The following is a 14,211-nucleotide window of genomic DNA, read 5'->3' as shown; positions in this document are numbered from 1 at the left end:
TGATCGTCGATGAGCCGAGGGATAGCGCTTGTTCCCGGCCGCCGTCTTTTTGGTAACGGCAATAATGATGACGATCATAATCTTTGAAGTCAATGGTTTGATTATGAACATCATCTATGAAGTAGAATCCCAGGCTTCCGCTGGCAGGCGGACATCGAGAGACATCGGCTATGAAGGTCACCAAGGCACAGGCGCAGACAAACCGGGCCCACATCGTCGAAACCGCGTCGACCCTGTTCAGGGAACGCGGTTACGACGGCGTGGGCGTCGCGGACCTGATGGCGGCCGCCGGATTTACCCACGGCGGCTTCTACAAACATTTCGGCTCCAAGACCGACCTGATGGCGGAAGCGGCAAGCTGCGGTCTGGCGCAGTCCGCGGACGCCGCGACGGGCGTCGATCTGGCGGACTTCGTGAAGCACTACCTCTCCCGAGAGCATCGGGACAAGCCGGGCGACGGTTGCACGATGGCTGCGCTATGCGCGGATGCCGCGCGTCAGCCGGAATCGGTCAAGGCGGCCTTCGCCGCCGGGATCGAGCGTCAGCTGGCGGGTCCAGCCCACCACGAGGGGCGGCCGGTCGACAAGGCAAGCGACAAGGCGCGCGCGCGCCGGATCGCCCTGACGGCGCAGGCCATCGGCGCGGTGGTGTTGTCGAGGTCCTGCCCCGACGATGCGCCGCTCGCGGACGAAATCCTGGAAGTCTGCCGGGCGCACATCTTGGCGCAGCTGTCGGATAAAGGGCTTACCTAGGACAGGCCCTTCCGCGGGCGTCAGAGGTTTACACAGGGAGTACCAGACCGCTACTTCGCCCTGGGCAGCCGCTTGCGACCCTAAGCGGACATTGGGCGAAATAGTAGCGTGACCCCTGTTTTCAACAGCTAGCGTGGGCGGCTTCGGGTCACTTTACCGCGATTCAGTCACCTCGGCGGCTTCGCAGGCGCTAGTGAAGTTATCCACTACTGCGTCAGCCAACCCGGTTCCGCAAAGAAATATGCCGACTTCGGCTGGTTCTACATAACTCATTGGATCAGCTGACAACCAATTCAGACTTGAGATGACCATGCTGTCCGAATCCCAAGCGAGAATCTTGGCATGCAGCCGAGGGGACTCCACAACCTCGACAATCACGCCGTCGGACGCAGCCTCCGCAATGATTCGCTTACGCGTCTGGTATTTTACCGCCCCTGTGTTTCGACCAAAGAATACGCTCCCCTTTACTTGACCGTCGGACGCTGCAGTTGCGAGAGGTGCAATGATCGCGCTCTCCGAGACCGGCCCAAGACGATGACTGGTCACGAAAATTCTACTCCTCGCAGAATCTCGCGCTTCCAGCACGAATCGATTGTGATGCGCGCCGATCACCACTGAGGCAGTCGCATTCGGACCCTTCGGCGACGGCAACTTTGCGATCTGGGTAGCCAAGCGCATCAACTCATTAGTCACATCCAACCAAATTCCACTGTGCCTATGAGTGATATTGGCGAGCACCCCAACAACGTCGGCCACAATCTGAGGGTCCCGAAGGACGACCGAAGCCTCATAGCTCTTGTATGGAGAGGTAAGCCAGTTGCACGATCCAACAACTGCTAGAAATCCTCCACCCTTTCGAGAGTCGGCGATCAGAATTTTCGCATGGGATCCGGTTGAGAATGGATGGATCTTCAGCGCATCGCCCAAGTCAGCGATCTGAGGGTTCGCACGGAGCGCCTCGATTGCCCGCCTGCTTGTCGCGACTTCTTCAAGATCCTCACTCTGCCCCCAGAGCATGTCTACTCGTACCCCTCGTCGAACTGCTTCCGAAAGTTCCGGCAAAAACTTTTCCACTACGTCCGCGCGAATGAAGGTCGAATGGATGAATACGCGAGATGCCGCGTTCGACAAGATGTGCTTGATTGTCGCCTCGTGACGCTCGCCATCCAAGATTAGGTCGGTCTTGGCAAATCGAACCCGGCGCATTGGTGCGGCCTGTTCCGACCGCACTGATGACTTCTGTTCAACAGTCTTTGAATCAGCAGCGGGATCACTGGCCAGCCCCGCGGCTTCGATCACCTTCGACCGAAGCGCTGCGACCTCTCTACTGGGCAGCCCGTCGACCACTTGCCCATCTCGGACCGTGACAAGCGCGATTCGTTGAGAGGGCGGGCCGCCCAAGGATTCGAGGGCCACAAAACGTTCGTCGTCCTCAAGCAATACCCGATGAACTTGTTGAACGTCATACCCAATCTTTTCAGGGTCGACATTCAATCGAACTATCTTTTCGGACTTCTCCCGCTCCTTAACCACGTAGTCCTCGTGAAGAAGCAACTCGCGATTTGAGAAGACCGTTCCAGATACGCAGTCCACAGCGAATGACACTGGCCTGACGAGTCTCCTTGGAGCGTGCGGAAGCTCCGCCTCATGTGCGACGGCCAATCCAAGGGCTGTGGATGCAAATCTCATCGCCTCCTTCGACGACGAAAATTCAACCCATCCGGCGCGCATGAGTCTTACCACGGACTCGATGACGACTCTTCTTGGCAGATTTGATTCTGCTTCGAGCTCGCCGCTAGTCCAGGGTCTAGCGCCAAGTGCCTGGAGGATTACGTGCTCTACGACGCTCCAAGGACGGCCTTTGTCCAAGTGGAGCTTGAGGCGATACTTGAAAACCGGAACCGCCACAAGAACGACGCTCATACGCTTCCCCCACGCAGCGCCGCGAACGGCACAACTCTGACCGTCGACCCATCGGCCGTTACGACTGCCAGGAGCTTCCTGAGAAACGCGATCTCCTCTGCGTCCTGAGGGGATTTAGCAATGGCGGCCGCGGATTGCATGAAGGCAAGACTGCCCACGATGATGAGACGCCATCGAGCACGGCTCAGAAGCACATTCATTCGTCTCGGATTCGAAAGGAAGCCCAGTGCTCGCTTGACTGAGCCGTGCGAGTTGTTTCGAACCAGAGACACGACCACCGCATCTGCTTCATTGCCTTGGAAGGAGTCCACCGTATGCGAGTAGCAGGTCCCATCCGCCGCTTTCTCGAAGGCCTTCAGGTTGCCAAGCTGCTTTCCAATTGCACGTTGAATCTCTTCTTCAAGCAGTTTGACCTGCTGCGTATACGGTGAAAGAACCGCTACAGAAGGACGCTCTTTGTTGGCTGTCGAAGACAGCAATCCAAGCGCGTGGAGCACAGCCAGTCGCTCGTCGGAATTGTTCCATCTTGGCGAGGTATCGCCATCCTTCTTGTTCTTCGTTGCCTGGACCCACGGCATGTCGATCCAAACTATTGGTGCGTCGGGCAAGCGTTTGGGGTCAAGCGAACTAATGGGACACACAGCAGTCTCGAAGTGCTTCCTTCGTATTTCGTCGGTCTCTAGCGAATCTTCGTAGAAAACCGTTGAGACAAGCTCCGCGATCCTGGGGTGCATTCGGTGCTGGCGGTTGAGCCGCGCGGCGATAGGATGCGCCTTGCTCGTTGCCGCTTCTTTGTTTTGCCTCTCGAGCTCAGCCTCGATGAACTTCTCAAAAAGAAAAAGAACTCGGCTAGCTTCGATACACAGGTCTGCGAACTCTTGTTCGTCGAAGTCGGCCTCCTCGATCCAGGCGAAGAGGTCGTCCATCGCGGGGCTCCTGAACGCTCGACCAATCAGACAATCGCCAGCAGCCAAAGCTTTTCTCAGAGACTTCGGCGATTGGAAAACTCTCAGCATTGGCTCCGTGCCGAATGCGGCGAGTTGCTTGTGGTCACCGATGAGCAATCGCCGATGGGATAGCAGCATCGGGGCAAGGAGTTCGCCTCCGGTAGCTTTTGCGGACTCCTCTACCACCGTCCAATCGAACTGACCTCGCTCCTCCACCAGTCGCTCCAGGTCGGCGGAGTTGGTGGTAGCGAATACTGCATTCGCCGATCGGAGAACAAGACCCTCGAATGCTCTTTGACTGAATCGGTCAGGGGAGTCGTCGTTCGCGGCTGACACTTGGTATGACTTTGCCAGGAGACTAGCCCGACGCCCCAACTCCTCGTCCACGCATTCAACCAGCTTGCTCCTGGCAAAGTCCTCCGCGATCTTCTTTGCCTGGAACCCGACGTCGAATTTCCCAGTCTCGTCCCGTTTGTCCTTCGCCCTGCATCTGATCGTCAATGGCGGAATATTGGCTTCGACGCTCAATACTTTCTCCAGTTCGTGGAGAAGATGATCTACAGCGTAGTTGCTTTGTGCTGACAGAAGCATGCGAGTCGACGGGTCGTCCTTGAAGCGGCGTCGAACAAGATCTCGAACCAGCCTTGTTTTCCCCACTCCGGGCGGGCCCTGCACGAAAAAGACTGGGAGTGTCTCTACTATTGTCCGAAGTGCCGCCTGCTTCGACTCGTCCAAACTCAGGAACGCGTCGTCTGCAGCTATCGACTCGTCGCTCTTGAACACGCGCGAGCGAGGATTCGAGATCATGCGCGCGAGTTCAGAGTGCGTCTCGAGCGCCGAGATATACTTGAGCCTCCTCTTGAGCTGAAAGTCTCTGCCCAATGATTCCGTCGAAACAAAGAACGCCTTTTTGAGAGGTGGCGCCGCCCGATCGCCGACAAACTCAAACGCGGGACTACCGTCCTTGGCGGTCGCTTCGCCCATAAATCTCCACTCAGTATCCGTCGGTGACCGATCGCCGAGCTGACCTAGTTCCGTCAAGCGCCAGTTGCCGCTTTCAGTACCGTCGTTCTCGGTGAGCGCAGCTGAGAGTCGCTTTCCGGGAGCGTCATTCAGCAACAGGGCCGACGACAGAGTCTCCCGGTCCTTGTCCGATCGCGCTCTAATAAGGAGGGTGGCGTCCCCACCTGCCTTACCTGCCAACTGACCTTGAGCTACTACTTCTACTGGAAACGCATCCGAAGACGCGAAGAGGCACTCGACTAAATGGGCCATCCAGAGGGCGCGGACCAGAGACTCGATGTCATCGCGTTCGTCTGATTGACTAAGCTGCTCGCGGAGCCCCTCCCAGGAGCTCAGAGTCGCGTAATTGTTGCGGTACCTCTTGGCGAAGCCGACCGCGGACGACACCTCAATGTCCAGCCCGTTGACCTGTATGTCCCTAATCACGTGATTCGCTTGCGGACCACCGGTCTCGGCCATGTCGCAACTGGCCGCGCGCCACCCGGTTGGTGTTCGCTCTGCTCCAACGACGGCGTCTTCGAGATGGTACGTAAGCTTTGACCCCTGAAGAACCATCTTGAATCGGCCCGGTTGCCCTGCGAGCTTCAGCGAAAAGGCGCGAGCGCCCTGAATCAAGTCGTCGCGAACGAATGCGATTTGTGCGTCGAGATCCTCCAGTTCGATCGCTTCGCCTCCAGACGCCTTCCGAATCGCCCTCGAGAGTGCGCTCTGTGGGCCGAGTAGCAATGCAAGGTGGTACTTACCCCCCTTTCCTGCGGCTCGGGCACCGAGGCCTGCAAGGATGAGATCAATTCTCTCGACGACGTAGTCGGCGTCGGCGCGACCGACTGGCAGCACGCGAAGCATTTCGCGCAACAACTTGATCTCGTCAGCTGCGAACGCCGTAGCGACACTGTGATTCGCTATTGCGATGTTGCCGATGGTCTTTCGATTCAGTCCAAAAAGCTCGACAGCGAGTTCGCCTAGCTGCTCCCAGTCCTTCAGAAAGGATTCCGTTCCGGGTTGAACTGCGGCCCCTTTGGGATGCCGGATGTTTCCCTGGATCCCGGTGAGGCGGATGGACCACTCGAAGCCCGTCAACTGAAAATCCGGGTCGAAGCCTCCATCCGTCAGCACGGCCCAGCGGTCAACATTTCTGTGCAGCAAGCCTTGGCCGTGGAGGGCGCCTAGGCCTTGGACGAGTCTCTTGATGTTTCGCCAGAGTAGGTTCTTGTTTGAAGCGTTGGCCGGATTTTCCAACCAGTCGGGGCGCCGCTCGCCGCTAGACAGGCTGCCGAGCGGCCTCCGCCTGCCGGTCGTCAACACCAAGTAGAAACCTTGAGTGTCTTCGCCGGAATTCAACAGTTCGGCAATTACGTCCCCGGCGCCGGGAGAGCCACCAATTCGATGTAGCTGCAACATTTCATTTCGCCAAATCTCACGTAGATCGGCGTCTGAGGTCGCATTCTCCTTTGGCCAGACTTTGACCAGGACGGCCTGGCCATACTGATCTTTTCCTGTGCGGAGGCCGGGGATGCCTTTTGCCTTGTCGGCCTTTTGCAGGTGCTTTCGATCAAGCTGATATTGGTCAAGAAAGCCCCCGGCAACCTTTTCCCTCAGCGTCAGCGTCGCCATGCACTCGCCCCCAGACCCGTTGCCAACAGAATAAGCAATATTTTGCGCCGAAGCGAACGACTTGCCCACTTGCCGCCTAGATTTTCAATCGGGCCTCGGGGCACCAGCAGGCCGTCCGAAGGCGATTCGTAACCACCAATGACTGGGTCCGCTTCTGGCCGAAAGCGGACTTACCCGCTATCTGCGAAGAATGACGGTGACGACGGTTATCGACATCCCACCGTGCCGACTCTTCCGGCAAAAAACTCACAGCGGGATTTTGATCACTCAGCCCAGCGCGTCAGTCAGCCCCGCGCATGCGCAGCAACTCGGCGTACTTGGCGATGCTCTGATCGATCTGATCGATGGCGCCATGGGCCGATTCGGCTTCCAGTGCGCCGATCGCCGCGGCGATGGCGGCAGCCGTATCCATGAAGTGGTTTGTGGCTAGCACGCCCAGCGCGTCTTCCACGGCCTGCTGCCGGCTTGTGTCGGGCGGCGCGTCGCCGGCCATTTTCTTCAGCAAGATCGCCTGACTGATCAAGGCGAGCTTGCCGATGCCATCGAAGTAAGCAGCCGCCGCATGCGCGACCAGGCCCGCGGCTGCGGGAGACACCCCGTGCAGGGATTCGAGCGCCTGCACCGCCGCGTCGGCGGCTTCTTTGGTCTTGGCTTGGATGTCGGCGCCAGCGAAACGCGAGTCGATCAAGGTGTCGCTCATCAGTGAACCCCATCGTCTTAGGCCAGAAGAATATACGTCATCATTCCCGCATGTTCCGCTGGGTGCGCATGGGTGAATGTCGGCTTCTCGCCACGACGCCTCGCGCCTGAAGACGACCATGAGAAAACGCCCGCCAGACGCGCGGGCGCGACTCGATGCGACAAGCGAACCACCGGCACGGGCCGAGCGCCGTCGTTGCATACAGCGCATCGTCCTTTGCGACTTCAGACCAGCTTGATCTTGTCCAGCACCTTATCGACCAGGCCCAGGAACTTGCTGACCGCCTTGATCAACGCGCTGATCTTGGTCGCGGTCGCGATGGCCGCCTCAAGATCGGTGGTCGCCGCGATCACGCTTCCCACCTCCGCGTCGATCTGAGCGCTGGTCTGCTTGAACAGCAGGCTGCCGCAGATCATCACCCGGAAGTTGATCTCGTGCATTTCGCGGACCAGGGTATCGGCCTCGTCCGCGGATTGCGCCTGGCTCAGGCGATCCATCAACGCCTCTTGCTGCGCGACCAACGCCTTATGCAAACCCTTTACGCCCGTGTTGATCTTCGGCGCGTTGGTTGCGGGGTTGTTCATTACGATTCTCCCTCGTGCTTGGCCGCTTCTTCAATGCGCGCTTTATCGATTTCTTTTTGCCGCTCGGTCCATCGTGCGTGCTCCGCCTGCAAGATTGCGAGCAGATCGCGAGCCCCATTGGCGCGCCCGGCCGCCAGCTCCGCGTGCGCATCGGCCAGCAGGCCGAGGGATCGACGCAACGAGACCAGCGACAGATCGCGCGCATCGCGCTGATCGAGCGTGGAGATGAAACTCAGGCTGATCTCCCGCTTGTCGGCCTCGCTCTTGGCGCGCAGAAACTGTGCGGACTTGCCAGCCAGGACGACCTGCCAGGAACTTCGAACCGTGCCACGAATGGCATCGTCTTTATCCTCCCCGATCGCGGCCATCATGGTCTTGAACACGGCCTGGACGCCGGGGTCGGCCTTGCGTATGGCCGCCATCGCATCACGCTGCGTCTTGATCTGTATCAGCAGGCCCCCGAGCGTCGAAAAGCCCGCCGCGACGCCGCTGGGGAGTTGATCGTCGCCGACCGTGCCGATCGCTTCTCCCAGGCCGACGAGTTCGTGTTCCACCCCCTCCCTGATCTTCGGGTCCAGCAGCGCCTGCAAGGATTGCGCGTACTTGTCCATGAGTCCGAAGGCGCGATGCCACTTCTCGACGTCTTCCGGCGCCAGCACCGTGATGAACTGGGTTTCGCTGATCGATGGCTGCAGCACCACCCGGTCGATCTGCCGTTCGCGCAGGAACGAATTAATCTCCACGAAGGCTTGCGTGGTTTGTTGATCCGCGATCACCACGCCTTGGCGAAATTGCGGAATCTGATCGACCTTTGGCGCCGTGGCGCATCCGGCCAGCGCCAACAGCGCCGACGCGAGGCATGCCATGCCGACGCGGCTGATACGTGCATCGGGAGCGGGCCTTCCGGGCCCGTGAGACTGAAATGCTGGGGGCATGTCGCTTCCCTATCGAGTTGTGAAGTCTTCCGATGAGTCTGTAACGTGACAGTAAAAAATAGCCGCTACCGAGCAGATCTCCGACAGCTGCTTAGATGACGTAACGCGTGAATGATGTCCATGCGGACAACGGACCCGGGGTAAAAATCGCTTTCGCCGACGAACGGTGAAACAAACGCACGATCGCTTTCGAGGCCCCTGCCAATCCTTTGCCGTAGTGCGACTGCGGAAAACAAAAAAGCCCCACCAGTGGTGGGGCTTTGCTGATTGCGACACGATCAGGCGCGCGGTGCGTTTGCAGGCGGCGCCTGCTCATTGGGGGGGTCGGTTCAACCGCATCGACGGGACTGCCGTGGCAACGCGCTGAAGTCTCTGGATCCCCGCCTTCGCGAGGATGACGACTTTGAGAGCGGCGACCTGGATTGAAGAGCGGAAGTCTCTGGACGTTCGGCTTCGCCGGAGTAGAGCGACCTGCGTTCGCGAGAACGAAAGTGAGGAAAAAGTCGCGGGTGGAAACCGCCCCGCCGTTGTTCAATCGCGATGCATCAGCGATTCCGCATGCCGCACCTGCCCTTCCCCGCGCACCACGAAGCGCTCGATGGTCAACGACTCCACGCCCATCGGGCCGTAGGCGTGCAGACGCGTGGTCGAGATGCCGATCTCGGCGCCCAGGCCGAGTTGGCCGCCGTCGTTGAAGCGCGAGGAGGCATTGACCATTACCGCGGAGCTGCGGGTGCGGCGTACGAAGGTTTCGGCGGTGGCGGAGTCGGCGGTGGCGATGACTTCGGTGTGGTCGGAACCGAAACGGGCGATATGCGCCAACGCTTGCTCCATATCGTCAACCACGCGCACGGCGATGATCAGGTCCAGATACTCGGCGGCGTAATCGGCTTCGTCGGCCGCGCCGATCGCGGCGGACGCCGCGCCTGCGAGCGCGCGCGTTCGTTCGCAACCGCGTACCTCGACACCGCGCGAGGCCAGCGCCGCCAATGCGCGCGGCACGAACGTCTCGGCGATATCGCGATGCACCAGCAGCGTTTCCAGCGCGTTGCACACGCCAGGACGCGAGGCTTTGCCGTCGACCAGCAGGTTCAAGGCCAGTTCGGGATCGGCGGCGCGGTCCACATACAGATGGCACACGCCCTTGTAATGCTTGATCACCGGCACCCGCGCATGCTCGGCGACGAAGCGGATCAGGCTTTCGCCGCCGCGCGGGATCGCCAGGTCGATCAGGTCGGACAACTGCAGCAGTTCCAGCACATGCTCGCGCGCGGTGTCTTCGATCAGCGACACCGCCGCTTCGGGCAGGCCTTGTTCGCGCAGGGCCGCATGCAGGCAAGCGGCAATCGCTGCATTGCTGGCGCGCGCCTCGGAACCGCCGCGCAGCAGCACCGCGTTGCCGGCCTTCAGGCAAAGCGCCGCGGCGTCGGCGGTGACGTTGGGGCGGGCTTCGTAAATCATCGCGATCAGGCCCAGCGGCACGCGCTGGCGTTCGATCACCAGGCCGTTCGGCCGTTGCTCGCGACGGGTCACTTCGCCGAGCGGATCGGGCTGCGAGGCGACTTCGCGCAGGGCGTTGGCGATCGCGCTCAGCCGCGCCGGATCGAGCTTCAGCCGATCCAGCATCGCATCGCTGAGCTTCGCCTCGACGCCGCGGCGCAGGTCCTCGGCATTGGCCGCTAGCACGCGTTCGCTTGAGGCGTCGAGCTGCGCGGCCATCGACTGGATCAGGTGGCGGCGCGTCGCGCCGTCCACCGACGCCAGCACGGCCGAGGCGGCGCGCGCGCGTTCCGCCAACGCTCGTACGTAGCCGCTCATTGCGATAACTCCTGTGACGGTGCGATCCGCGCATCGGATGCGTCGTCGTCGAAGGGTTGAGTCGGTCCGGGCGAAGCCGCCGCCGTGTCGCCGCGCTCGAGCAGCACCAGATCGTCGCGGTGGACCAGCGATTCGCCGTAGCGGAATCCGATCAGCGCCTCGATATCGCGGCTGTGCCGGCCCTTGAGCCGGCCAACCTCGACCGAGTTGTATTGCACCAGACCGCGCGCCAGCACCGCGCTGCCCTCGCCCGCCGCGCGCAGTTCGACCACGTCGCCGCGGCGGAATTCGCCTTCGACCGCGACCACGCCGCCGGGCAGCAGCGAGGCGCCGCGCTCGTGCAGCGCCGCGACCGCGCCCGCGTCGATGCGCAGACAGCCGTTGGCCGGCGCATGTCGCAGCCATTGCTTGCGCGCGCGCAGACGATCGGTGCGCGCGGCGACCAAGGTGCCGTGCAAGCGGCCTTCGCTGAGCGCGGCCACCACCAGCGCATCGCGGCCGCAGAACAATGCGGTGGCGACGCCGGCGGTCGCGGCTTTCGCCGCGGCTTCGAGTTTGGTGCGCATGCCGCCGGTGCCGAGCGTACCGGCGCCTCCGCTGGCGGCGAGCAGCAATTCGGGCGTGACTGCGGCCACCTGCGAAATCGGCCGCGCGTTCGGATCGCGCTGCGGGTGACCGCTGTAGAGGCCGCCGATGTCGGTAGCGATCAGCAGAAGATCGGCATCGACCAGCGACGCCACCGCGGCGGCGAGGTTGTCGTTGTCGCCGAGCTTGAGCTCATCGACCGCGACGGTGTCGTTTTCGTTGATGACCGGCAGCGCGCCCAGCCGCAGCAATTCGCGCAGCGCGGCGCGCGCATTGAGATAACGGCGGCGATTGCGCAGATCGTCGTGGGTCAGCAGCACCTGCGCGACCGGCACCGGCGACAGGCCCTGCCAGAACGCGATCAGCGAGGCCTGGCCGAGCGAGGCCAGCGCCTGCCGCAACACGATGCCGTTGCCACCGGCCTCGATGCGGCTGCGACCGGCCGCGACCGCGCCCGACGACACCAGCACCACTTCGCGCTGCTGCGCGCGCGCATCGGCGATGAAGCGCGCCAGCCCGGCGGCATAACGCGAGTCCAGGCCACCACCGCTTTGATCGGCGAATCCAGCCAGAAGACTGCTGCCGACCTTGAGGACGGCGCGGCGCCATGCGGGCAAAGGTTGCGCCGGAAAATCCGCTGCCGCGCCATGCGTATCAGCGTATGTCATGTCAGGTCCCGCAATCGTCGTTGCAGCTCGTCCAGGCGCAGATCCGCGGCCGCTCCGGGCGACACGCGCGCGGCCAGGCTGGCTTCGGGATCGCCCTGCGCCCAGCGCGCCGGATCGGCGGCCTGCTTGTAGGCGTCGCGGAACGGCAGGCCCTGGCGCGCGAGATCGACGGCGAGATCGGTCGAGTACATCGACGGATCGAGCGCGGCGCGCAGCTTCTCCGGCTTCCATTCCAGATTGCGCAGCAGGTCCGGCAGCAGCTCCAGCGCGCCGAGGCCGCGGCCGAAGGCGTGGAAGATCGCGCCCTTGGAGAATTGCAGATCGCGGTGATAACCCGACGGCAGCGACAGCAGATGCTCGATCTCGCTGCGGCCGGCGGCGATGCTGGCGTAACTGGCGCGCATCAGTTCGATCACGTCGGGGTTGCGCTTGTTCGGCATGATCGAACTGCCGGTGGTGTACTCGGCTGGCAAGGCGACGAAGCCGAATTCGGCGCTGGTGAACAGGCTCAGGTCCCAGGCCAGCCGGCGCAAGTCGAGCACCGCGGTCGACAGCGCGTCGATCGCGCCGAGTTCGAACTTGCCGCGCGACAGCTGCGCGTACGCCGCCGACACTTGCATGCGGCCGAAACCGAGCGCGGCGGTGGTGTGATCGCGCGCCAACGGCAGGTTGACGCCGTAACCGGCGGCGCTGCCGAGCGGATTGGCATCGACCCACTCCAAGGTCTGGCGCGCGCGCACGGCGTTGTCGATGAAGCCTTCGGCCCAGGCCGCCCACCACATGCCGGCGCTGGACACGACCGCGCGCTGCAGATGGGTGTAACCCGGCAGCGGCAGCGCGCGTTCGGCATCGGCGCGTGCGAGCGCAACTTCAGCGGTTTCACGGCACAGCGCGTACAGCTTCGCCAGACGATCCTTCAGCCACAGGCGCGTGGCGACCAGGATCTGATCGTTACGGCTGCGACCGGTGTGGATCTTGCGGCCGGCATCGCCGAGGCGTTCGATCAAGCGGCCTTCGATCGCCGAATGGCCGTCTTCGAAGCGCTCATCGAGCACGAAGCGGCCGGCGATGAAGTCATCGGCCAGCACGTCCAGTTCGCGCGACAGGCCGTCGAGCTCTTCGCTGGTCAGAATGCCGATCTGCTGCAGGCCCTGCGCATGCGCGCGGCTGGCCTGGATGTCGAACACGAAGAACTCGCGGTCGAGAATCACATCCTCGCCGGCGAGGAAGTTCTGGATGCGCGCGTCGACCTTGACGCCGGGTTTTTGCCAAAGCAGATCGGACATGGGGGCGGGCTCGGAGTAAAAGGAAATAGTTCAGAGGAGTGAGGAGTGAGTAAAAGCGGTGGCTTCCGTTTGGCCTTTACTCACTCCTCACTTCTCTGCACTCGTTTATAGGCTTAGTACTCACTCCTCACTCCTCTGCACTCGTTTTTCCTTACGCCGCAGGCGCAAGGACACGAGCCACCGCCTCGGCCGGCGACAGTTCCAGGCGTTCGCCACCGGCGCGGCGCTTGAGTTCGACCACGCCACGGCTCAGTCCACGCTTGCCGACCACGATCTGCCACGGCAGGCCGATCAGGTCCATGCGCGCGAACTTGACCCCGGCGCGTTCGTCGGTGTCGTCGTGCAGTGCGTCGAGGCCTCGGGCTTGCAATTCGGTTTGCAGGTCGATGCAGACCTTGTCGATCTCGGCGTCGAGTGGATCGAGGTTGACGATACCGACATTGAACGGCGCCACCGCGTCGGGCCAGACGATGCCGGCCTCGTCATGGCTCGCCTCGATGATCGCGCCGAGCAAGCGCGACACGCCGATGCCGTAGGAGCCGCCGTGGATCGGGCGCTCCTCGCCTTCGGGCGTGGTCACCAATGCCTTCATCGGCGCGGAGTACTTGGTGCCGAAATAGAACACCTGGCCGACTTCGATGCCGCGGGTCTGCACGCGTTGCTCGGCCGGCACTTCGCGCTCGAAACGCTCGAAGTCGTGGACGTCTTCGGTGGCGGCGTACGGCGTGGTCCATTGTTGGACGATGCCGCTCAGGTCGCCGTCGTAATCGGTGTCGGCGGCGGGAATCGGCAGGTCGAGCACGGCGCGGTCGCAGTACACCGCCGATTCGCCGGTCTGCGCCAGCACCAGGAACTCGTGCGACAGATCGCCACCGATCGGGCCGGTCTCGGCGCGCATCGGGATCGCACGGATGCCCATGCGCGCGAAGGTGCGCAGGTAGGCGACGAACATGCGCTGATAGGAGCGGCGCGCGGCGGCCTCGTCCAGGTCGAAGGAGTACGCGTCCTTCATCAGGAACTCGCGTCCGCGCATCACGCCGAAGCGCGGACGTTGCTCGTCGCGGAACTTCCACTGCACGTGGTAGAGATTCATCGGCAGCGCGCGATACGACTTGACGTTGTTGCGGAAGATCGCGGTGATCATGTCCTCGTTGGTCGGCCCGTACAGCAGTTCGCGCTCGTGCCGGTCCTTGATCCGCAGCATCTCCGGGCCGTAGGCGTCGTAGCGGCCGCTTTCGCGCCACAGGTCGGCCAGTTGCAGGGTCGGCATCAGCAGTTCGAGCGCCCCGGCGCGGTTCATCTCGTCGCGCACGATCGCTTCGATCTTGCGCAGCACGCGCAGGCCGGCCGGCAGCCAGGAGTAGATGCCGGCGGCC

At 62.2% G+C, this 14,211-nt stretch carries 9 protein-coding genes; 1 reads left to right on the top strand and 8 read right to left on the bottom strand.

Annotation, left to right across the window (positions count from 1 at the left end; genetic code table 11):
- The first annotated feature begins 170 nt into the window (after positions 1-170).
- Positions 171-752: a TetR family transcriptional regulator gene (locus tag ASD86_RS14855; protein ID WP_056111875.1), complete on the top strand. Its 582-nt coding sequence runs from the start codon at positions 171-173 to the stop codon at positions 750-752.
- Between the two features lie 153 nt (positions 753-905).
- Here the strand turns inward: ASD86_RS14855 and ASD86_RS14850 are convergent, their stop codons facing one another.
- The 8 genes from ASD86_RS14850 to argH form a co-directional block, all read right to left on the bottom strand.
- Positions 906-2,675, bottom strand: a complete 1,770-nt coding sequence (locus tag ASD86_RS14850; RefSeq protein WP_082578361.1) for a phospholipase D-like domain-containing protein — start codon at positions 2,673-2,675, stop codon at positions 906-908.
- Complete coding sequence (locus tag ASD86_RS14845; RefSeq protein WP_056111870.1) at positions 2,672-6,259, bottom strand: AAA domain-containing protein; 3,588 nt, start codon at positions 6,257-6,259, stop codon at positions 2,672-2,674. The genes ASD86_RS14850 and ASD86_RS14845 overlap by 4 nt, the downstream gene beginning before the upstream one ends.
- A gap of 280 nt (positions 6,260-6,539) precedes the next feature.
- Positions 6,540-7,079: a hypothetical protein gene (locus tag ASD86_RS14840; protein WP_157476654.1), complete on the bottom strand. Its 540-nt coding sequence runs from the start codon at positions 7,077-7,079 to the stop codon at positions 6,540-6,542.
- A 104-nt stretch (positions 7,080-7,183) separates the two neighbouring features.
- A complete protein-coding gene (locus ASD86_RS14835) occupies positions 7,184-7,543 on the bottom strand; it encodes a hypothetical protein (RefSeq protein ID WP_056111864.1) in 360 nt (119 codons plus the stop codon).
- Positions 7,543-8,478, bottom strand: a complete 936-nt coding sequence (locus ASD86_RS14830) for a hypothetical protein (protein ID WP_157476652.1) — start codon at positions 8,476-8,478, stop codon at positions 7,543-7,545. The genes ASD86_RS14835 and ASD86_RS14830 overlap by 1 nt, the downstream gene beginning before the upstream one ends.
- Positions 8,479-9,009: 531 nt before the next feature.
- A complete protein-coding gene (locus ASD86_RS14825; protein ID WP_056111858.1) occupies positions 9,010-10,296 on the bottom strand; it encodes a glutamate-5-semialdehyde dehydrogenase in 1,287 nt (428 codons plus the stop codon).
- Positions 10,293-11,549 (bottom strand): glutamate 5-kinase, encoded by a 1,257-nt coding sequence (gene proB, locus ASD86_RS14820; protein WP_082578360.1) that lies wholly within the window; start codon positions 11,547-11,549, stop codon positions 10,293-10,295. The genes ASD86_RS14825 and proB overlap by 4 nt, the downstream gene beginning before the upstream one ends.
- Complete coding sequence (gene argH / locus ASD86_RS14815) at positions 11,546-12,835, bottom strand: argininosuccinate lyase (protein WP_056111854.1); 1,290 nt, start codon at positions 12,833-12,835, stop codon at positions 11,546-11,548. Before argH ends, proB begins: the two co-directional genes overlap by 4 nt.
- Between the last annotated feature and the right edge of the window lie 1,376 nt (positions 12,836-14,211).

The sequence above is a fragment of the Lysobacter sp. Root690 genome (genome assembly GCF_001427785.1).
Lineage (GTDB): Bacteria > Pseudomonadota > Gammaproteobacteria > Xanthomonadales > Xanthomonadaceae > Lysobacter.
This window is presented reverse-complemented; position numbering and strand designations above follow the sequence as displayed.